General features: G+C 39.9%; 24 protein-coding genes and 1 riboswitch. Of the genes, 19 read left to right on the top strand and 5 right to left on the bottom strand.

Annotated elements, in window-relative coordinates; all coding sequences use genetic code 11:
* Positions 1-35: 35 nt before the first annotated feature.
* From A6M13_RS14200 to A6M13_RS14160, 9 genes are all read left to right on the top strand, one after another.
* The gene (locus A6M13_RS14200; RefSeq protein WP_066547869.1) at positions 36-1,652 is read left to right on the top strand and encodes a YceG family protein; all 1,617 of its coding nucleotides are present in this window, start codon (positions 36-38) and stop codon (positions 1,650-1,652) included.
* Between the two features lie 12 nt (positions 1,653-1,664).
* Complete coding sequence (locus A6M13_RS14195; protein ID WP_066547867.1) at positions 1,665-2,837, top strand: toxic anion resistance protein; 1,173 nt, start codon at positions 1,665-1,667, stop codon at positions 2,835-2,837.
* Positions 2,838-2,993: 156 nt separating this feature from the next.
* The gene (locus A6M13_RS14190; RefSeq protein ID WP_066547866.1) at positions 2,994-4,751 is read left to right on the top strand and encodes an ABC transporter transmembrane domain-containing protein; all 1,758 of its coding nucleotides are present in this window, start codon (positions 2,994-2,996) and stop codon (positions 4,749-4,751) included.
* A complete protein-coding gene (locus tag A6M13_RS14185) occupies positions 4,748-6,523 on the top strand; it encodes an ABC transporter ATP-binding protein (protein ID WP_066547865.1) in 1,776 nt (591 codons plus the stop codon). The genes A6M13_RS14190 and A6M13_RS14185 overlap by 4 nt, the downstream gene beginning before the upstream one ends.
* A gap of 413 nt (positions 6,524-6,936) precedes the next feature.
* Positions 6,937-8,199, top strand: a complete 1,263-nt coding sequence (locus A6M13_RS14180; protein ID WP_066547850.1) for an OFA family MFS transporter — start codon at positions 6,937-6,939, stop codon at positions 8,197-8,199.
* 79 nt (positions 8,200-8,278) lie between these two features.
* Positions 8,279-9,565: a glucosaminidase domain-containing protein gene (locus A6M13_RS14175; RefSeq protein ID WP_066547847.1), complete on the top strand. Its 1,287-nt coding sequence runs from the start codon at positions 8,279-8,281 to the stop codon at positions 9,563-9,565.
* Positions 9,566-9,673: 108 nt separating this feature from the next.
* A complete protein-coding gene (locus A6M13_RS14170) occupies positions 9,674-9,886 on the top strand; it encodes a hypothetical protein (protein ID WP_066547845.1) in 213 nt (70 codons plus the stop codon).
* Positions 9,887-10,135: 249 nt separating this feature from the next.
* Positions 10,136-10,216, top strand: a riboswitch (glycine riboswitch).
* 156 nt (positions 10,217-10,372) lie between these two features.
* The gene (locus tag A6M13_RS14165; RefSeq protein ID WP_066547842.1) at positions 10,373-11,722 is read left to right on the top strand and encodes an amino acid permease; all 1,350 of its coding nucleotides are present in this window, start codon (positions 10,373-10,375) and stop codon (positions 11,720-11,722) included.
* A gap of 431 nt (positions 11,723-12,153) precedes the next feature.
* Positions 12,154-12,564 (top strand): hypothetical protein, encoded by a 411-nt coding sequence (locus tag A6M13_RS14160; RefSeq protein WP_141680969.1) that lies wholly within the window; start codon positions 12,154-12,156, stop codon positions 12,562-12,564.
* A 46-nt stretch (positions 12,565-12,610) separates the two neighbouring features.
* Here A6M13_RS14160 and A6M13_RS14155 read toward each other — a convergent pair whose 3' ends face one another.
* From A6M13_RS14155 to A6M13_RS14140, 4 genes are all read right to left on the bottom strand, one after another.
* A complete protein-coding gene (locus tag A6M13_RS14155; RefSeq protein ID WP_066547832.1) occupies positions 12,611-13,057 on the bottom strand; it encodes a Dps family protein in 447 nt (148 codons plus the stop codon).
* A 75-nt stretch (positions 13,058-13,132) separates the two neighbouring features.
* On the bottom strand, positions 13,133-14,239 hold the full coding sequence (locus A6M13_RS14150) for a TFIIB-type zinc ribbon-containing protein (RefSeq protein ID WP_066547830.1): 1,107 nt from the start codon (positions 14,237-14,239) through the stop codon (positions 13,133-13,135).
* A 12-nt stretch (positions 14,240-14,251) separates the two neighbouring features.
* A complete protein-coding gene (locus A6M13_RS14145) occupies positions 14,252-15,577 on the bottom strand; it encodes an SPFH domain-containing protein (RefSeq protein ID WP_066547828.1) in 1,326 nt (441 codons plus the stop codon).
* A gap of 83 nt (positions 15,578-15,660) precedes the next feature.
* Positions 15,661-15,915: a hypothetical protein gene (locus A6M13_RS14140; protein WP_066547826.1), complete on the bottom strand. Its 255-nt coding sequence runs from the start codon at positions 15,913-15,915 to the stop codon at positions 15,661-15,663.
* A 140-nt stretch (positions 15,916-16,055) separates the two neighbouring features.
* Between A6M13_RS14140 and A6M13_RS14135 the strand changes: the two genes are divergently transcribed.
* The 6 genes from A6M13_RS14135 to A6M13_RS16385 all read left to right on the top strand — a co-directional run bounded on the left by A6M13_RS14135 (position 16,056) and on the right by A6M13_RS16385 (position 19,683).
* Positions 16,056-16,253 (top strand): hypothetical protein, encoded by a 198-nt coding sequence (locus A6M13_RS14135; RefSeq protein ID WP_066547825.1) that lies wholly within the window; start codon positions 16,056-16,058, stop codon positions 16,251-16,253.
* Between the two features lie 460 nt (positions 16,254-16,713).
* Positions 16,714-17,616: an EamA family transporter RarD gene (gene rarD / locus A6M13_RS14130; protein WP_245669336.1), complete on the top strand. Its 903-nt coding sequence runs from the start codon at positions 16,714-16,716 to the stop codon at positions 17,614-17,616.
* Between the two features lie 89 nt (positions 17,617-17,705).
* Positions 17,706-18,413: a cytochrome c biogenesis CcdA family protein gene (locus A6M13_RS14125; RefSeq protein WP_066547823.1), complete on the top strand. Its 708-nt coding sequence runs from the start codon at positions 17,706-17,708 to the stop codon at positions 18,411-18,413.
* 49 nt (positions 18,414-18,462) lie between these two features.
* Positions 18,463-18,825 carry a response regulator gene (locus A6M13_RS14120; protein WP_066547822.1) on the top strand — a complete coding sequence of 121 codons (363 nt, stop codon included), beginning with the start codon at positions 18,463-18,465 and terminating at the stop codon, positions 18,823-18,825.
* Between the two features lie 35 nt (positions 18,826-18,860).
* Entirely contained in the window at positions 18,861-19,349 is a 489-nt protein-coding gene (locus A6M13_RS14115) for a CcdC family protein (protein ID WP_066547820.1), read from the top strand.
* 169 nt (positions 19,350-19,518) lie between these two features.
* Positions 19,519-19,683: a hypothetical protein gene (locus A6M13_RS16385; RefSeq protein ID WP_169817455.1), complete on the top strand. Its 165-nt coding sequence runs from the start codon at positions 19,519-19,521 to the stop codon at positions 19,681-19,683.
* A gap of 18 nt (positions 19,684-19,701) precedes the next feature.
* On the opposite strand, the gene A6M13_RS14110 is transcribed toward A6M13_RS16385, so the two are convergent.
* On the bottom strand, positions 19,702-20,154 hold the full coding sequence (locus A6M13_RS14110) for a DUF2621 family protein (protein WP_066547819.1): 453 nt from the start codon (positions 20,152-20,154) through the stop codon (positions 19,702-19,704).
* Between the two features lie 112 nt (positions 20,155-20,266).
* Here A6M13_RS14110 and A6M13_RS16380 point away from each other — a divergent pair, with 112 nt between their 5' ends.
* The 4 genes from A6M13_RS16380 (at position 20,267) to A6M13_RS14095 (ending at position 21,605) form a co-directional block, all read left to right on the top strand.
* On the top strand, positions 20,267-20,488 hold the full coding sequence (locus A6M13_RS16380; protein ID WP_066547814.1) for a DUF1659 domain-containing protein: 222 nt from the start codon (positions 20,267-20,269) through the stop codon (positions 20,486-20,488).
* A gap of 35 nt (positions 20,489-20,523) precedes the next feature.
* Entirely contained in the window at positions 20,524-20,739 is a 216-nt protein-coding gene (locus A6M13_RS14100) for a DUF2922 domain-containing protein (protein ID WP_066547813.1), read from the top strand.
* Between the two features lie 65 nt (positions 20,740-20,804).
* The gene (locus A6M13_RS16050; protein ID WP_083998379.1) at positions 20,805-20,927 is read left to right on the top strand and encodes a YvrJ family protein; all 123 of its coding nucleotides are present in this window, start codon (positions 20,805-20,807) and stop codon (positions 20,925-20,927) included.
* 84 nt (positions 20,928-21,011) lie between these two features.
* Positions 21,012-21,605: an SCO family protein gene (locus A6M13_RS14095; protein ID WP_066547812.1), complete on the top strand. Its 594-nt coding sequence runs from the start codon at positions 21,012-21,014 to the stop codon at positions 21,603-21,605.
* Positions 21,606-21,622: the final 17 nt, after the last annotated feature.

Raw genomic sequence — 21,622 nt, 5'->3', positions numbered from 1 at the left:
GAAGAGAGAGAAAGCATAAAAGGAGGGCTTCGTGCATGAAATTTCACCCTCATAACTCTGAGCAACTTGCACTATGGGATGCACAAATTTTAAAGCCATTATCACAGCGCACAGGGTATGCAGAAAGCCCATATACGTATGAGCGTATTGCCGTACAAGTATTAGGCAGTTACCGAGACCACGATGACTACCGCGATTATTTACACATGATTGGTTCCGAGCCTTTATATAAATGGGACATGCTATTTACAGGTATGCCGAAAGAAATTTTGCCCGAAACACGAGCAGAAGTACAAAAAATACTACAAATTCATAAAGAAACCCCGTTGTCTGCGAACCGTATGATGGCATTTTTCCATGGCGCGAATTTATTTCCGCTAAAAGGGACGATATACGATGAGCAGTACCGCGAAACATTCAAACTTTGGTTAGCCATGTTAGAGGAGCGCTATCCGAAACTGCAAGCCCCAAACTTACATCGCTTTTTTATGGATTTAGTGAAATGGTCTGCGCATTATTTTCCACGCTGGATTGCAGAAGGGCGCTTTAACGATGAAGTACCGCGTGTTTTGTGGTACGGCGATGCAAAAGAAACAGAAGTGTATTGGTTATACTTTTTATATATGTATGGCTGCGATGTTGTCGTCATTCATCCAACAGGCGACGATATATTTGCTCCGTACCGTTTGTCATTACCTGTACACCGACTAGACGAAGAAATCCCATATTTTGATTTTCCATTTGAAAAACCTCGTCGCTTACGTACTGTTGCACAAAAGGCATCTGAGGAATTGCAGGAAACAATTTATGGCGAACATTCGTTACATTATCCGTGGAAGTACCGTGACTATGCACCACAAAACCGTATTTTGCAAACAACATACGATGAAATCTTTTTACTTGCGCGCGAACATACGCATATTCGACAAGGATTTGAAGCGGATAAAACGAATGTATATATTCCAACGCTATTTGCAAAAATTGTTGGTGTGTCACGTCATAAAGAAGAGTATATGACGCGTCTAAAACAACTCGTAGATGATGAGTGGACCTATACGATTAATCAGTTGCCAGCTGTGACACGTCAACGTGCGAATATGCAGTTCCATTACCGCGATGCAAGCGTCAATGGGAAGCTACAGCCGGAAAAAATGATGGAGCTTGCGGTATGGCCGTATAAGCGCTTAGCGATTGCGCTACAAAAAGGGTTAGCGAGCGCGATTATTCGTCTGATTGAAGAAGCGCCGATTGAGCGTTTAGCGAGTGAAACACAAGCACAGTATGAGCATTATTTATTCGGGCAAGCACTTGCGATTCCAGATGAAGCGATTCAGTTGTTCCAGCGCTTCGATTATGCATATAGAAGCCCGACCGTTGTTGTGTTTTATGAAGAAGCAAAAGGGGCATTTACACGAGAAGATGCCGTCCTTTTAAAATTACTAAATATGCTAGGGTTTGATATTTTATTATTTAACCCAACAGGTCAGCGTGACATTGAAGCTTATCTGTCAACGGACTTTTATGATACACATTGGCTAGAGGAAATGAGCTTCACGGAAACATTAGAAGCGATTTTAGCCCATCGTCAAAAACCGTCACTCAATGATACACAAACAAAAATACGTACAATGTTTAAACGATTTTTAAATTAGGGGGAATAATAGATGTCAAATAATAATGAAAATCCATTTTTAAGTGAAGATGTGTTTGCGAAGGAGCCAGAGCCAACGCCACAACCAGAGCCGGCGCATGTGCCAGCACAAACGACAATTTTAACACCGACAACAGAGGAAAAATCACAGCTTTTAAAGCAACGTGAAATGTTACGTACAAAGCCAGAAGTGATGCAACTTGCGACGAAGATTGACCCGAAAGACCAAATTGCTGTACTTGAGTTTGGGAAGGAAACAGCAACAGGTATTTCACAGTTCTCAGACCGCATGCTAGCGTCAATGCGTACGTCAAAGCTAGAGCAGTCATCGGTATTACTCAATAATTTAAACTCGATTATGGACCGTTTCGACCCAGAAGACTTTAAAGAAGAAGAGAAAAAAGCAGGGCTCATTAAACGTCTATTCAATAAAGGGAAAGAAAAGCTTGAAACGGTATTATCAAAATACGACACGATGAATAAAGAAATTGATGTCATTTATCAAGAAGTAAAAAAATACGAAGTCGAAATGAAAAAAGGTACGTTAGAGCTAGAAGAAATGTACAATCAAAACTTAGCGTACTTCCAAGAGCTATCGAAATACATTGCAGCGGTAGATGTGAAGCTAGACGAAATTGATGTGCAACTGCCACAATTAGAAGCACGTGCACAAGACGGCAATCAAATGGCAATTATGGAATACGAAACGGTGCGTCGTGCACGTGGTTTACTAGAGCAGCGCCGTTATGATTTAGAAATGGCACAACAAGTATCATTCCAATCTGCCCCACAAATTCGTTTAATTCAAGAAAGTAATAACCATTTAATTAGCAAAATTAACTCAGCGTTCGTTGTGACGATTCCTATTTTTAAACAAGGGTTAATTCAAGCAGTGCAAATGAAACGTCAAAAGCTGATTGCAGACTCGATGTCAGAGCTTGACCGCCGTACAAACGAAATGCTTGTACGTAATGCGGAAAATATTAGCCAAAACTCGGTACGTATTGCCGAGATGGCAGGTAGCCCGTCGATTAAAATTGAAACGATTGAAAATACGTGGCAAACAATTATGTCAGGAATTGAAGAAACAAAACGTATTCAAGCACAAACAGCCCAAAGCCGTGAAGATGGTCGTAAGCGCATTGAGCAATTACAACTAGAATACGAAAAACTGCAAAATAAATAAGGCATAAAGAGGTGTCCAACTGCGTTTTGTTGGACGCCTCTTTTTTATGGAGAATTGCATTTTTCGCTGAAATAAAGACTCGAACGACGAATGTAGTGTTGTTTTGCTAGTAGATTTGCTAGACTAATAGTAATGAAGCGCAAAGTAGGTGAGGAGATGGGGGTTTTTAAAAAGCTCGCATGGTTTTTTGCGATGCGAAAATGGCAATACAGCTTTGGGGTGCTCATGCTGATGCTTGTGACGATCTTAATGCTATTACCGCCAAAAATTATTGGTGCGATAACGGATGCAATCGCCGAGCACACATTAACACGCACAATGCTATGGCAATATATCGGAGCGTTAGCAGTTTTAGCGATTGTGGTTTATATACTACGCTATTATTGGCGTTTATTCGTATTTGGTTCTGCCAATTATTTAGCACAAGTATTACGCGAAAAATTATTTCGTCATTTCACACGAATGAATCCGACCTTTTATCAAAAAAAGCGTGTCGGGGATTTAATGGCACATGCCACAAATGATATTAGTGCCGTACAAAATACAGCAGGCGGCGGTGTTTTGACGCTTGTGGATTCGTTATTTTCCGGTACACTCGTTATTTTAATGATGGCAATAACGATTGATTGGCGTTTAACGCTTCTTGCGCTAATTCCGATGCCGATTGTTGCCTTGTCAACGCAGTATTACGGCAAGCTTTTACATAAACGTTTTGGCGGAGCACAGCAAGCCTTTTCAGCACTTAATGATAAAACGCAAGAAAGTATTACAGGTATGAAGGTGATTAAAACATTTGGGCAGGAGCAACAAGATATTGCCGATTTTCGTGCGAAGTCGGAAACGGTTGTTCATGAAAATATTCGCGTTGCTAAAATTGATGCGTTATTTGACCCGACGATTAATATTGTTATTGCACTCAGCTATTTAATTAGTTTAAGTTACGGTGCAAAGCTTATTACAGAAGAACAAATTACAGTTGGTGATTTAATTGCATTTACGACCTATTTAGGGATGCTTATTTGGCCAATGCTCGCACTTGGCTTACTGTTTAATATTGTCGAGCGTGGCTCAGCGTCCTATGACCGTATTGAAGCGTTATTAGAGGAGCCTGTTGATATTGTCAATGCACAACATGCCTCTACAACAAAACCGAGCGGCGATTTATCAGTAGCGTTAACATCATTCACATTCCCGAATGCGACAAAGCCCGTTTTGCGAGATATTTCCTTTACGATTCAAGCGGGCCAAACATTAGGCATTGTCGGTAAAACCGGTGCTGGGAAGTCTGCGCTCTTAAAGTTGCTATTAAGGGAATACGATGTGAACGACGGAGATATTTTATTTGGGGGTAAGTCTATCCAGCAGTATACGATACAGGCGCTGCGTGAAAGTATTGGCTATGTGCCACAGGAGCATTTTTTATTTTCAGCGTCCATTTATGACAATATCGCCTTTGCAAATCCGCAAGCATCACAAGATGATGTCTATAAAGCGGCGCAACTTGCACATATTCACGAGGATATTTTACGTTTGCCACAGCGTTATGACACCCTTGTTGGTGAACGTGGGGTTAGTTTATCAGGTGGGCAACGTCAGCGTATTTCGATTGCGCGCGCGTTACTTATGACACCAGAGTTACTGATATTAGATGATTCCTTATCAGCAGTCGATGCAAAAACAGAAGAGGCGATTTTACAAGCATTAAAGTCCGTACGTCAACAGGCGACGACGATTATTACATCGCATCGTTTAAGTGCCATTCAACATGCGCACCATATACTTGTCTTACATGAAGGGCGCGTAGTTGAGCAAGGTACGCATGCACAATTGCTTGCATTGCACGGTGTATATGCAGAAATGTATCGTTTGCAGCAGCTAGAACAAATTGTTGAGCAAGGGGGAGACAGCGCGTGACGACATTTACAAAAAAAGAGCAACGTCGCGTGTTACTACGACTGCTCAGCTACTTAAAATATCATAAAGGTGTCACGGTGTTTGCATTAGTTTTACTGGCGATTTCAAGTGCGGGTGAAGTAATTGGGCCACTGTTAATTCAGCGGTTTTTAGATGATTATGTCGTACCGCAACAATTTATTGCTCCCGAATTAATTGAGCTTGCCACTATTTATTTAACGGTATACATCATTTCGTCGATTGTGAAATATATGGAAGTGTTAACATTTCAAAAAATTGCGCTACGTATTATTCAGCAAATGCGCGTGGATGTATTTACAAAAATTCAAACGCTCGGCATGCGCTATTTTGATGATACACCGACAGGCTCAATTGTCTCACGTGTGACGAATGATACCGAGGCGATTAAAGAGATGTTCGTTAATGTGTTGACGGCGTTTATACAGGCATTCTTTTTAATGATTGCGGTGTATATTGCGATGTTTTCATTAAATCCGACATTGGCATTTTGGACATTACTAGTATTACCGGTGCTATTTTTTATTGTATATATGTATCGTAAATTAAGTGGGGTCGTTGTCATGCGGATGCGTGAAAAGCTCGCAGATTTGAATGCGAAGCTCTCAGAAACATTGTCAGGTATGCATATTGTGCAAGCATTTCGTCAAGAGGAGCGCTTTATTCGTGAGTTTGAAGCGGTCAATGAAGCGCATTATAAAGCATCGATGCGCAACACGAAAATGAACAGCTTATTACTGCGTCCGATGATTGATTTAGTGTATTTTGCAGCGATTATTATTGTGCTGTTTTATTTCGGTTTTACATCGTTCTCGACGGCTGTTGAGATTGGCGTTTTGTATGCGTTTATCACATATATTAACCGCTTCTTTGAGCCGATTAATCAAATGATGGAGCAAATGGCCTTTTATCAACAAGCCATTGTCGCGGCATCACGTGTTTTCCATGTGATGGACCATACTGAGGAAGCGCCAACACAGCGAGGGCATGCACCGATTACAGACGGACGTATTGTATTTAACGATGTGACGTTTAGCTATGATGGGAAAGAACCAGTGCTAAAAAATATTTCGTTTACAGTAGAGCCAGGGCAAACAGTTGCGCTTGTCGGGCATACCGGTTCAGGAAAATCATCGATCATTAATATATTGCTTCGTTTTTACGAATATTCACAAGGCGATATTTCAATTGATGGTACATCGATAAAAGACATTGATGCTGCGCAATTACGTCAAAAAATAGGGCTTGTGCTGCAGGACCCATTTTTATTTTACGGTTCGATTCGTTCGAATATTCGTTTGTTTGATGACACCATTACCGATGAAGATATTGTTGAGGCAGCAAAGTTTGTGGAAGCACATCCATTTATTTTACAACTAGAAGATGGGTATGATGCTTTTGTGACTGAGCGTGGTAGTACATTTTCAAGCGGCCAACGTCAGTTGATTGCATTTGCGCGAACGATGGCGACTCAGCCGAAAATTTTAGTGCTTGATGAAGCGACAGCCTCGATTGATACCGAAACAGAAGTCGCTATTCAGCAGTCGCTTGAAAACATGCGAAAAGGTCGTACAACCATTGCGATTGCACATCGCTTATCAACGATTCAAGATGCCGCGCTCATTTTAGTGTTGCATCAAGGCGAAATCGTTGAGCGCGGCACACATCAACAGTTATTACAACAGCGAGGTGTATATTACAATATGTACGAATTACAAAATGGGGAGCGCGCACTCATTGAACAGCAAGAGTGATTTGTACATGTAAAATGGCTCGTATATTTACGAAGCGGTAGGAGAGATTTTGTTATTCTCTTACCGCTTTTTTGCTTTTAGTGCGACGCTACATAGCGGACGCATGAACGCATTTTGAGCGGAAGTAATGCGTTCTCTCGTTTATGCCATGATGTAAGCCGTACATTCATAGGGTTGTCAGACCTTTAATGTTCGGTTTTTGTTGTTTTATTGACGTATAAAAGCGTTTTTTTTTTTTAATGTTCGTGAATTATTTGTGTTTTTAGCGAAAAATGCCTTAATTACATGAAAAAATGAGCTAAACACGATTTATCTTTATGCTTTACTGTTCTATAATGACATTATTGTGTTTTAGTACACAATCAAAATACAAGCTTCTACAGCGAATCTGGGAAGCAAGGAAGAGGCGTTTCATGAGTAAGATAGACAATAAGTGGATGCGCGCAGTATTGCCTGCATTATTAATCCACTGTAGTATCGGGACAGTATACTGCTGGTCATTATTCAAGGCAGATATTGCGCACTACATTGATAAACCACTAGGGCAAGTCGAATGGGCATTCAGCCTAGCTATTTTTGTGTTAGGGATGTCAGCGGCATTTGGTGGTCGCTTCGTTGAAAAAGATATTAAACGTTCCGCAATTTTATCGGCATTATTTTTCACAGTTGGTATGTTAGGAACAGGCTTCTTTATTTATCAAAAATCATTAATTGGTATTTATATTTGTTATGGTGTCATTATGGGGATTGGGCTAGGTATCGGTTATTTAACACCGGTGAAAAACTTAATGCTTTGGTTTAAAGAGCGTAAAGGATTAGCAACGGGGATTGCGGTTGCAGGCTTCGGTCTAGCAAAAGTAATTGCGTCACCATTAATGGAAAACTTATTAGGACCAGCAAATGCAGACGGTGTACTCGTTACACCATCGAATGTCTATATGATGTTTTACATATTAGCGGCAGTTTATTTAATTTGTATGCTGATTGGTTTTGCGTTAATTCGTAAACCAGAAGGGCATGTTGAATCTGCGTCAGCAGCAAAAGCGTTTAGCTACAAAAAGGTATTAACGAACAAAACATTTATCGGTATTTGGATTATGTTCTACATTAATATTACGTGTGGGTTAGCACTCATTTCACAAGAAAAATCAATGCTTGCAGCAGTTGGTTTTACGGCAATTGGCTTTATGAGTGCAATGACTGCGGTGTTTAATGCAGGTGGTCGCTTATTCTTCTCAGCGTGGGCGGACCGTTTACGTGATCGCAACACGATTTACAAAGTTATTTTCGGTTCAGCACTGATTTCGATTGGGGCAATGATTGTCTTTGACGGCATTGATGCTGGCTCTGTGTTATTAGTCGTTGTCTTATTATGTGTCATTAATGCAGGGTATGGCGGGGGCTTCTCAAATTTACCGACATTACTAGCAGACCGTTTTGGCATTAATAGCATTTCGACAATTCACGGTTTAGCATTATCAGCGTGGGCATTTGCCGGCTTATCAGGCAACCAGCTAAGTGCAATTATTTTAGAAAAAACAGGTTCATATGATTATGTTATGTACGCAATTTTAGCGTTATTTTTAGTCGCGATGGCGATGAGCGTCTTTATTGTAAAGCCTGGTCGAGTAATATTTGATGACAAAGCCGTGCAAACAAACGAACAGCACGCATAGAAAACTTGCGCGGGAATAATTTCTCGTGCAAGTTTTTTGTTATGATGGAATGAGAAACGTACAAAAAGGGGGAACATTGATGAAATGGATATATAGTATGATAATCAGTATTATCGTACTGAGTGTTGGCTTAGAAGTAGCGTATGCTGCTAATAATCAAGGGGTCGAACTCGATAAATCGTGGGAAATTACGTTTACCAAGCCACTTTATATAGACGCGTCGATAAAGGATGATAAAGAAGCAGTGTCCGATTTTTATGCACAATTTGTATGTATGATAAATGATGATGTAGTCGATCAGTTTACGTCATGTAAAACGGATAAAACGGTAGCAGTATCTATTGAACGCGTCAATGATACGACATTAAATGTTCGTCTTAACGGTGTATATAGTGGAAAGAACTATACAATTTATGTGGATGGTATTCAAAGTCAGGACGGCGAGATTGCACCGACCTATAGAGAAACGTTTGAGACAGATAATTCTTGTGCATATCGTTGGCATGAAGAAGTGGAACTACATACGACAAAAGCCGTTCATTTCAAAAATCCAGGTGGTAGTAATTTACATATTTGTAGTGTTGGGCATGTAGGTGATACACCGACATACTTAATGAAGCGTAATTATTCTTCGATGGCGCAGGGATATTATTATCCATACGTCGGAGAAAGTGCATTGTATTACGCGGTAAACATTGATGGGCAACTGATGCACGTGTCAAAAAACGATGCGGAAGTTGTCGAGTTAGGTAATAATGTCACAACATATTATACGGTAGAGCAACGTACATTATACCGCCATATTTGGAACGGAACGACGTATAAAAAGTTGTCTTCATACGGAGCAGTAACACCGAATATGGAGCAGAAGCTAACCGACGGACAGAAATATTACAGTACAGACGGCGGTATTACATTGTCTGAAACACCAAATGGTCCAGCAATTGTCACGAGCTATCGTTATTTCCAAAATGTATCGCTACGTACACCGAGTGCTTATCGTGAACAAGAGCTCCGACACTATATTGAACAATATGTACCAGCAAATTCTGTCATTCATAAAGAAGATTTTGCGCGTATTTTAATCGACACACAGCAGCAATACAATATTAATGCGACCTTTTTATTAGCGTTTGCGCTTCATGAAAGTGCAGCGGGTACAAGCTGTTGGGCGACAGAAGCGAACAATATATATAGCTATAAAGTAGTCGATGGCATGACATGTCAGTCACCAGAACATATGGAAGCGGCGAAACACGACAGTATTGCAGCGAATACAGAAGCGATGGCAAAATGGTTAAATGTACAATATGGTCAGCTCGGTGAGGACTATGCAAATGGCTTTGTCATCGGCAATAAAGCATAAGGCTTAAACACACGTTATGCAACAGACCCACATTGGGGAGCGGGGATTGCGCATCATTATGGGCTAATTGATGAACAGCTTGGTGGCAAAGAGCGCAATCATTATGAATTGGCGCGCGTATGGAATAACCTCAATTACATCAATATTCATTTTACAGGTACAAATTCACGTACCCACTATTACACGAATAATCGTCCGCTTACACTCGTAACGAATACAATGAATAATGCTGGGCGTTATGAAGTGTTTTCCGATTATGATGTAGCGCGTACAATGCTGATTCATGAATCGAATATGCAGCGATTTATCGAGCGTCGCTAATGTGAAAATATCTTTTACGATATAATATTGTCGTAGAGGATATTTTTATTCTCTCAAAAAAATTTTTAGTGGTAATTTTTCGACAATAGATAGATAGCTCGCTATAATATTAGTATTTTTGCTTTAGGGCGTTAAAGTAATGAAAATTATGTTGGCATAAAGCGCAAAAACTTGTTATAGTAAACACATTACTACATTGCACGATGAATTTTATAAAGGCGTTGACAGCTATTAGGTCGTTTAATAGCTCGAGCATTTTCTGGAGAGAGTATAAGTAATTATACCGCCGAAGGGTTAACCATCTCAGGCAAAGCGGACAGAAAGGTATTTTGGAAAACATTTTTTGTTATTCATTTTTGGTTTTTTTATTATGGAAGCATAGTGAAGGAAGCATATATCTTTTGTTTTGTTTGAGGTTGGGAAGCATATTCCTAACCTCTTTTTTGTGCCATCAGCAGTGTAAGTGAAGAATTTGGAGGGTTTCGTTTGGCACAACATGAACAACAAGAATTACAACGGGATTTAAAAAATCGCCACGTCCAATTGATTGCGATTGGCGGAACGATTGGAACAGGCTTATTTTTAGGCGCGGGAAAAGCGATAGAATTAGCAGGTCCATCAATTATTTTAGCGTATTTAATTGTCGGGACAGCATTGTTTTTTGTGATGCGCGCACTCGGTGAATTATTATTAACGGATGCAGGCTTTGAAAGCTTCACCGATTTCACAACGCATTATGTCGGCTCATGGGCAGGCTATATTACTGGCTGGACGTATTGGTTCTGTTGGATTATGGTGGCGATGGCAGATATTATTGCGGTCGGGTTATATGTAAACTACTGGTTTGATATACCACAATGGATTCCAGCGTTAATCGCTGTAGTCATTTTACTAGCACTCAATTTATTAACGGTAAAATTATTTGGTGAACTTGAGTTTTGGTTCGCATTGATTAAAATTGTGACAATTATCGGCTTAATTATTGTCGGTATTGTGATGCTTGTGATTGGCTTTGAAACAGAGCATGGTACAGCAAGTGTGACAAATTTATGGGCGCATGGAGGCTTCTTCGCAAATGGCTTATCAGGCTTCTTACTAGCATTCCAAATGGTGGTGTTTGCGTTTGTTGGGGTCGAGCTTGTTGGGGTAACGGCGTCTGAAACCGCAGACCCGAAAAAAAATATTCCATCGGCGATTAATAAAATCCCAATGCGTATTTTATTATTTTATGTCGGTGCATTAATCGTGATTTTATCGATTACACCGTGGACAAATATTTCAGCTGCATCAAGTCCGTTCGTACAAGTATTCACATTAGTCGGTATTCCGGTAGCAGCAGGTTTAATTAATTTTGTTGTGTTAACATCGGCAGCGTCAGCAGGAAACTCAGGGCTATTTTCAACAAGCCGTATGTTATACAACTTAGGGAAAAATGCCAATGCACCAAAAATGTTCGCGAAATTAAATCGCCGTGCAGTGCCACAAAATGCACTCATTACATCAACAATTGTAGCAGCGCTTGGGGCATTATTAGCAAAGTTATTACCCGAGACAGCGTTTAACTTAGTAACGACGGTTTCCGCAATTTGCTTTATTTGGGTGTGGAGCATGATTTTAATTTCACATATTATTTATAAGCGTCGTCATCCAGAGCAGCATGCGGCATCATCATTCCGTGCACCGTTAACACCAGCGATTAACTATGTGATTTTAGCGTTCTTTGCATTTTTACTCGTAATTATGGCAGTGTCAGAAGATACACGTATGGCATTACTGTGCACACCGATTTGGTTTATCGTTGTCGCAATTGCTTATAAACTGACGAAGAAAAAATAATGCATTTGTATAGGGATACGAAACAATGATTTCTTAAATCCAATAAAGGATAGAAGAAAGAACAGACTGAGACAAAACAAAGTGTTACGAGAGATGTCGATAGTTCTCGTAACACTTTTTTGTTTTCGTTATCACACACGCTCGAGCAGGCAATTGTTGCGGTACGGAGGCAAAGTAGATGTTTCTCCTGTAATCTCGCGCTCGTATTATTCCGTTAGAAGTCCGCTGTTCCTTGTACGACGATGTATCCAAATTAGAAAATCTCTACATTTAATTTTTAGATCCACCGAAATTATATCCGAAATAAGTACTTCTACATTGTCACTTCCAGAGATGCTTATTTTTCATGTTCGGACAATTCACATTTGCAATTACTTCTCGTCGTTTCGCTTTTTTAGTACAATAAGAAGAAGCGTAGAAAGGGTGATGGCGTGAGGAAAAGACTAATTGTAGGGTTGACGACAGTATTAGGCGTACTTGGTGTTGTCGCATGGAAAGGTGTACAGTCGTTAGATGAGATTGAACTATTTGGCGATGTTCTAAAAGACATCATCGGTGAGGCACATATTGAAAAGTTAGTCATTACAGATGGTAGCGGCGTAGTCTACACAATTCGTGATCGTGTTCAAATTGATGAAATTATGCAGGCATCCTTTTCGATGGAGCTGTATCCATCACAGCAAGCACCACTCGTTGATTATACGATTGATGTGTATACAGCCGCTTCAGTTGTGCCACAGCGCATTATCGTTGGTAGCGACCATCAATTACAAGTAAATGAGGCACGTTTTACAGTACACAGCGATAATGTATTGTTAGGTCATTTACGTACGCAATTATAAAAAAAGGTTGAACGGGGAAGTGTGATGCGCCCGTTCAACCTTTTTATTATTCTTTCGGATTGTCACCTAAGAAGGCATTTAACATCCATGCATGTTTTTCGAGTGATTGGATAATACCGTTTAATAAATCTTCTGTGCGGTCATCGCCTTCTTCACTTGCGGCATCCATTACTTGTTTCGATGCTTCTTTAACGGTTGTAAAGTCTTTGACGATTTGTTGCACCATTTGCGAAGCATTTTCTGTCCCCTTTGCTTCGTCGACTAATGATACTTTTAATTGCTCTTTTAATGTAGCGACTGGTTTTTCGCCGCGTGATAAAATACGTTCTGCTAACTCATCTAAGTGAAGAGCCGCTTCTGTATATAACTCTTCGAACTTCGCATGTAATGTAAAGAATGTTGGTCCAGATACATACCAATGATAGTTATGCAGTTTCGTATACAGAATTGACCAAGATGCTACTAATTCGTTTAATTGTTTTTCAATTGTCATAAAGGACACCTCTTCAATGAATTGTTTTCTACAATTAATGTATTCCCATCTCTTAGAAGGCTAAACATCTTTTTACTAATAATAACTGCTTTCGCCAAATAACACATAAAAAATGCCGATAACGAGCATCGTGAGCATAATGGCAATAGCAACACGCAGCGGAGAAATTGGTGCGTCCCCGCCGACTTTTCCTGTTTGTCCGTTCACCATAAAACGATACAACTTTTGTTTATATTGGAACGACGAAAGCCAAATCGGCAGCATCACATATTTAAACGTAATATCGTCATGAGTTGTCGAAAATTGTAAGCTTTGCACATGGTCTGCACGATGACGCATGCGAATTTCTTGGCGAATTTGACTATCCAAATCACCATGAATCCCCTGCTGTGCTATACGCCAGCCATCATCTAAACCGATGCTATAGCGCTCTGCTAAAAAGCCAGCGACATATTCGGGTTTATAGCCTTTTGCATTATTCGAATCAAATGGCTGAATTTTAGCGAGCATATCGCGGTCATAACGATTCGTCGCCGATACTAAATAATCGTCATAGTGCTGTTGGTAAATGCCACTCGTTCTATACCACTTTGTTTCGACCTGTGTTTTGCCTTCACGGTCCGTATAGTAGTGATTGATGCCGTAGCGTGCAGAATAATGGCTCATTGTGTTTGTATCAAATGTCCAAAACGGCATATACACACCTTGAAACGCATCCGGTTTCGCACTTTTTTTCGCTTTTGACGGCGTGAAAATACGTCCTTTAATCCATTGATGAAACGCTTCACCAGCTTGCTGTTTTGTGACAGCAAACGGGATAACGCCATTTGGTGCGAGGGTATCGGACGCGCTGGCTTCCATGACTTGATGTGAGCCACAATAGGGACAAGTGTCAGCTACTTGCAGGGCATCGTAAATCGTTTCTGCTGCACATGCTTCACAAATAATACGCTTTTTTTCAACGCCCCAGTCAAAATTACCGCGTGCTTGTGCATCGTGGAAATTAATTTCACGTGCAATCGTATCTTGCTGTTGTTCAGGAATCGGAATTTCCGCGCGGTAGCCACAATAGGGACATTCTAGCAATCCACTTGCGGGGTCAAATGCAATCGATGCAGCACAGCTCGGACATTCCGTATCAAATTCAACCGTTACTTCATTTGTTTCAATATCACGTGTCATGCAAACACCTCTTTATTGTTTGTCTGCGTCATCAAATACATCGCCACACTCAGGGCAAAACTTTGGCGGATTTGTCGGGTCTGCTGGCATGCAACCACAGTTATTGCAAGCGTAAGTAGGAAGGGCAGCAGGTTTTTGTGTACCGCAGTTTGAACAAAATTTGCCTTTATTTTGTGTGCCACATGAGCATGTCCAGTGGTCAGCTTCTGCACTCGGCTGTTTTGCACCACATTCAGAACAAAATTTACCGCTATTGGCGGCACCACATGTACATGTCCAAACAGCCCCAGTTGCCGACACAGGTGGCGGTGGGGCAGGTTGTTGTGCTTTTTGTTGTTGGCTTGTCGCGTATAAATCATTCGCATTAATGCCACCTGCATTTTGCGCCATATTCATGCCCATAAAGCCACCGAGCGCACCGTTTTCATTTTTAGACGCATTAATCATCGCATCAGCTTGGGCGCCTGCTAAATTGGCAGCTGCCATATCTGCATTGCGGAATACCGCATTTTTTTGTAATTGCTTAATCATTGCTTCATCTTCTTCAGATGCTTTTAATGTGCTAATCCCAAATGTAAATACAGCGATACCGCGTTTTTTTGTCCATGAAGCCGATAGCACTTCGTTTAATGCTTGTGCAAGCTGTGTTGTATGTGCAGGTACTTCACTATAACGCACACCTTGTGCAGAAATTTGTGCAAATGCCGGCTGAAGTGCCGTCATCAGCTCTGATTTTAGCTGGCTATCAATTTGCGCGCGGTTAAATGTATCTGGTACATTTCCAGCAACGTTTTTATAAAATAAAATCGGGTCGACAATTGTATAGGAATACTCACCGTGGCAACGAATGGCAATATCGATATCAAGACCGATATTGCGGTCCACTACACGGAATGGTACGGGTGCAGGTGTACCGTATTTATTGCCTGGAATTTCTTTAATATTCACGAAATAGAGGCGCTGGTCTTTCGGAGGTTCACCACCAAAAACGAAGCGTTTGCCAAATTGTTTAAAGCTTTCGATAATCGAGTTTTTCAAACTACCAGTGAAAATACTCGGCTCTGTAGAAAAATCGTATACATATTCACCAGGCTCTGCACTAAAGTCTACAATACGCCCTTGTTCGACAATGATCATACATTGTCCTTCATTAATGGCGATAATCGAACCGTCAGAAATAATATTGTCATTACCTTTATTATTCGAGCGTTTTCCTGTTCGGCGATTTGCCTTTACCATTAAAATATCAGCTGGCAACGCGTCCACATAAAAGTAATCACGCCATTGGTCTTCAAGCACACCAGCAGCTGCATCTTTTCCAACTTGTAATAAACCCATACAATCCCTACTTTCTTTATTTTGAATGTTTTACATAATTCAGTATAACAAAAAAACTTACGTTGGAAACTTTCCAACGTAAGTTAGTAGAGTACAGTATGTAGCGTAATAAAAATAGCTGTTGTGCTTAAAATACCACCTAGCTCAAATGTAACCGTAAATAGATCGAGTGATTGTTGTTGGAGCTGTATATAAAGCCGCTTACATGTGTAAGCAATAAATGGTAGCAGTAAAATCGTTATCGGTAACGTGGTTGCGATAATGAATAAGCTAAAGCAAGCATATAAAATAAGCAGCTTTATGCGTTTATCTTCTAATCGAGTTGTCAGTTGTTGCATGAAAACCACGCTCCTTTCTATAATATATAATACTTTAATATAAGAAGTCAGAAAAGTAAATATTTTTAGATTAATTTGTATTTCTATTTGTTTTGCCGTATGCTGTTACTAACAGCACTATGTTATGTGGGGGAGAAATTATGCAACAGAAAATCATTACGTATATTGACCATGCAATGATTCTATTGATGCTTTGTTTTATAAAAGATTATTTTATTATAAATACCGTCTATTCAAAACAGCTCGTAATGATGAATATTATTTGTGCGCTAAGTTTAGCATTTGTCGTACCTGCTTGTTATGAATTATTTTTTGAGCGACGTGATACATCACAATAAATGAATCAGTAACTATAAATGACAACTTACTACGGTTTATAGCGCGTAGTGGGGGATATAAAGAGATTGGAACCAAAAGAGGCTGAGACAAAACAAAGTGTTAGGAGAAATCTGGTCATTTCTCCTAACACTTTTCTGCTTTCGTCGTCGTAAATTTTCGAGCAGGCTTTTCTGCGGTACGGAGGCAAACACGATGTTTGTCACATCTGTCTTGCCACACAACGTGGCGTTTTTGGCCGATATCCCTCTTTTAAATGAAAATATGCTAGAAATGTGCATTATTTCAAAAATAGGCATCTGCGTATTGTTATACAACAAATATAATTTCGCTTGTGAAGAAATGAGCAAGTCTCTATATAATAGGAAGAAACTCCATTTGGCTATTTGTGTTGGCTCATTGTTGTTTATTAAAAGAAGGACTATAATTGAACAAGGAAAAATGATGGAAAGGAATGTTCGTGTGAATGCAAAATTAGGTTTTACAAATGGCATCGCTACATATGTCATGTGGGGGCTATTTCCACTCTTTTGGACATTGCTTGCACATGTGAATAGCTTTGATATTTTGGCCAATCGTATTGTTTGGTCTTTTGTTTTTAGTGTTGTAGCGATGATTGTATTAAACAAGTGGCATCGTTTTACCGACGTTGTGCGACAACTCATTGAATCTCCGAAAAAAGCCATCATTTTATTTTTTGCCTCGGTATGTATTTCGGTGAATTGGTTCATGTATATTTGGGCGGTTGCCAACCATCATGTTATTGATACAAGTTTAGGCTATTATATTAATCCGTTATTATCGATTGTGTTTGGCGTTATTATTTATAAAGAGACATTACTACGTGGGCAGAAAATTGCCATTACAATTGCGGCCATAGGTGTAGCGATTATGATTGTGAGCTACGGTGAAATACCGTTTATTGCGTTAACATTAGCTGTGTCATTTGCGTTATATGGGGTTATGAAAAAGCAAGTCCAGCTAGAGGCGTTACATTCTGTTGCCCTTGAAACGCTGCTTATCTTGCCAATTGCACTAGGGTATATGGTGTACCAATGGCAACAAGGACAGGCTGCATTTTTACACATTCATTGGACAACTGACGTATTATTAATCGTGTCAGGACTTGTAACGATTATTCCGCTTGTTTGTTTTGCGGTGGCTGCAAAAAACTTACCGTTATATGTTCTTGGGTTTTTACAGTATATGACGCCAACAATGACGTTACTATTCGGTCTGTTTTTATACGGCGAAACATTTTCACAAGCAGATATCATTGGCTTTAGCTTTATTTGGTTGTCATTGTTTATTTTTTCAGTGGCGACCTATCGACAACATCGTCGGATGAATAAAGTTGCATCATAAGCGTAAATGAAAAAATTAAGAGAGCAAACAAGCGTAATTTCTTATGACTTTTGGTAGGATGGAAGAAGCAGATAGGAGTTGACGATGAAGTGGCAGATGTGAATATTTTTTTAGCATTTGGTGCAGGGTTTTTAAGTTTTATTTCGCCGTGTACATTGCCACTCTATCCCGCATTTTTATCGTATATTACGGGGATGAGTGTCGATGCGTTAAAAAATGAACGGGGGATGATGCAAAAGCGAGCGATTTTACATACATTAAGTTTTTTAATCGGCTTTTCAATCATTTTCATTGCGATTGGTTTTAGCACCTCGCTCGCACGTGATTTTTTTGTGACATATCAAGACTTATTGCGACAAATTGGCGCTATTTTAATCGTATTATTTGGTACAATGATAGTAGGTTGGCTACAAATTGATTGGTTAATGAAGGACCGTAAAGTGCATTTTACGAATCGTCCATCAGGTTATATTGGGAGTGCTATTATCGGGCTTGCATTTGCGGCTGGTTGGACACCGTGCACAGGTCCAATTTTAATGGCAATTATTGCGTTAGGTGGCACAAATCCAGATGCAGCTATGTCGTATATGCTTGCATACTTTTTAGGATTTGCGATTCCGTTTTTCGTACTCTCATTTTTTATCGCGCGTCTTGGATGGATACGCAAGCATAGTCAAATAATCGTTAAAGCTGGCGGTTACATTATGATTGCGGTCGGTATATTATTGTTCTTCGACGGTATGACTTTTATCATCCGCATCCTTTCTCCTATTTTTGGTGGATTTACTGGTTTTTAGTCTGCTAAAATAAGATAAAGATAAAGAGTGGGGAAGAGGTGGCGTTAATATGCCAAAAGTGTTAGTCGTCGATGATGCATTATTTATGCGTGTAGCATTAAGTGATATGTTAACAAAATGGGGCTATGAGATTGTTGGACAAGCATCAAATGGTAAAGAAGCAATTGAAAAATATAAGCAATACCAACCAGATATCGTCACAATGGATGTAACGATGCCGATTATGAATGGCGTCGATGCACTTGAGCAAATTGTGCAGCAAGACCCACATGCAAAAGTTGTGATGGTCACCGCACTCGGCCAACATAAGCTTATGAAGCGTGCTTTACAAAGCGGTGCAAAAGAATTTATTACAAAGCCGTTTGAGCCGAGTCGTTTAAAAGAAGTGTTAGACCAAGTGCTAACGATGTAAAAATCGGAACGTAAGTGAACGAAGGAGGGACGAAAATGTTAGAGGCAATCCCTTCACATTATTTATTGATTGGTTCAACAGTGTTGGCGCTCTGTATGGGTATCGGTGTAACCGTTATGCGTATGCGTGCGCATTTACGACCAATTAATGCAAAGCGAATTATTATTCCACCATTTGCAATGTCAACAGGTGCATTGATGTTCATTTTTGAACCATTTCGAATCGCACCGATGCAAATACTTGAAGTATTTTTATTAGGCGCAGTATTTTCCATTTTTCTTATTTGGAAAACGCAATTCGAAGTGCGCGCGCAACAAATTTTCTTGAAGAAATCAAAGGCATTTATCATTATTTTATTTGGATTATTGGCCGTGCGTATTGTGATGAAGCTTGTACTACAAGATACGCTCGATATTGGAGAACTTGCAGGTATGTTCTTCTTATTAGCCTTTTCAATGATTATTTGCTGGCGAGTAGCGATGCTCATTAAGTATCAGAAACTAAAAGCGACATTAAATATGTGAATGACACGCATCGATGCCATGTGAAATGATAGCGATGCACAAACATAAAAGAAGCACCATCTGAAACAAACGTGTTTTCAGATGGTGCTTCTTTTATAGGGGTTAAAAGCGTTACAGTTTCAGCATAGTTGCAACCTTTTTAATGATACAACGTATATATAGGAGTGAGGTGATTGTTATCGAACTTGTTATATTTATCGTCATTATCGCAGCGCTTATTTGGTTATCATTTCAGTTAGCGGGATGCTTTGTTGGAATTATCCGCATTGCGGCCATTTTATTTTTATTATGGTGTATGTATGTGTATATAATTGTGCCTTTATGGCCATCATAAAAACAGGCAGTGTCTTATTTATTCAGACACTGCCTGTTTTGTGTTGTCTTGTAATAAATGTTCATATGGAGAGAGGTCGATATCCATTTCATGCAATTTTTTACGTAAAAATTTATGGTCCCGTTTTGGTGAAGCCATAATATAACCGCGAATAATTAAGTCGAGCGTTAATGTTTTTGCCCGTTCTTCTACTGCTAATTTGCCAATCATACCACCAATTTTTTCTTTTGCAACGGGGCGAAACAGCTCGGGAACGGGTGCAGTTAATTCATTCAGTAATGCTTTATGTTCGTCTTGCCACAGGTGGAGTGTTTTATGTAAATAATAGTTTTGCCAATCAAGCTCCGATTTCCCGTCTTGCTTTGGCAGCTGTTTTAAAAATTTGCGGAACATAAAAAAACCACCAATTGCCATTAATACAACCATGATGATAATCCATCCAACAATAAATGTAGAAAACATGCCACTCATGCATCTCGCCTCCTTTTCTCTATTATACCGACTAATGTTGCAAAAAAACAAAACAAAATGTCCTCTTTTTCGACGGAATTTGTTATATAAGCGCGAAAAGGAGGTGAGCAATATGGCGACGAAAGTATTTGAAAAAGCAACGTTACGTCTGACGTTGGATGAAGGGATTAACGAAGGCGGTGCAGTTGTATTTAGCACAAAAAGCTTTACACATGTTCGTGAAAACGCAACATCGGAGCAATTGTATCAATTTGCCGCGGCGTTTAGCTCATTAAGTGCACATCCATTAGTGGACGTACAAATTGTTCCACAATATGCAGTGCAACCAGTGTAACGTGACAGATCGAAAATAGAGGAGGTGACACGGTTATGACGAAAGTGTTAGAGTTGCTATTTACAATGACAGGCGATAAAACAAAAACGTATACGGTCGATGCACCACAGGCAAATTTGACTGCTGCTACAATTGAAGCGGCGATGCAGACGATGATTACGGCATCGATTATTGAACAAGAAGGGCAGGCACTACAAAGCATTAAAGGTGCGCGTTATGTCGAGCGCATTGTCACACCAGTGATTGCGTAATAAACAGGGCTTGTCTTTAGGGAACTAAAGGCAAGTCTTTTTATATGTATGGGGGAGGTGTTGACATGGAACCATGGATGGAGTTTATTTCAACGGTTGGTTTTCCAGTAGCGATTGCTTTTTATTTATTACATCGCATTGAAACGAAGCTCGATGCAATGATTCAGTTGCTCTCAACGATTAAATGAACGATTTTTCACAAAATTGTGAGACTTTGAGAGCTTGTCGCTTTATCGTGCGTACGATAAGATAGATGTAAGGGGTGATAGGAAATGCAAAAGCAAGTAATCGCAGTTTTCCTTTGTGTATTACTGCTAAGTGGTTGTAGCAGTTATCAATTTAAAGCGGATACGAACTGGGAAGTCGAATCGTTTACGATGACCAATCACCGAGGTGAGACCGTAACGAATGAGACATTCGCTGGTAAACCGTATTTAGCGATGTTTATGTTTACAAGCTGTGTTACTGTATGTTCACCGATGACATTTAATATGACGCAAATTCAACAGGAGCTTGCAACATTAGGGGTGGAAGACTATCATATTGTTGGGTTCTCTGTAGATCCAGATGTCGATACACCACAAAAATTAACCGAATATTTATCGTTTTATGAGCCAGCAGATGAATCAAAATGGCAACTTTTAACGGGCTATGACCAAACGTTTATTACACAGTTTGCGAGAAATTCATTTAAAACATTAGTGCAAGATGACCCAACATCAGACCAAGTGATTCATGGCATTACGTTTTATTTAGTCAATGAGGATGGCATTGCTGTTAAAAATTACACAGGCTATGCCGAAGATGATAACGCTGTGCCTATTGAGCAAATGGCGAAAGATTTACAACAATTAATCGAACAATAAAAATGCGATGCCCATCA

The organism is Caryophanon tenue (assembly GCF_001700315.1).
Taxonomy (GTDB): domain Bacteria; phylum Bacillota; class Bacilli; order Bacillales_A; family Planococcaceae; genus Caryophanon; species Caryophanon tenue.
The sequence above is the reverse complement of the archived record's forward strand: the minus strand, read 5'-3'. Positions and strand labels throughout refer to the sequence as shown.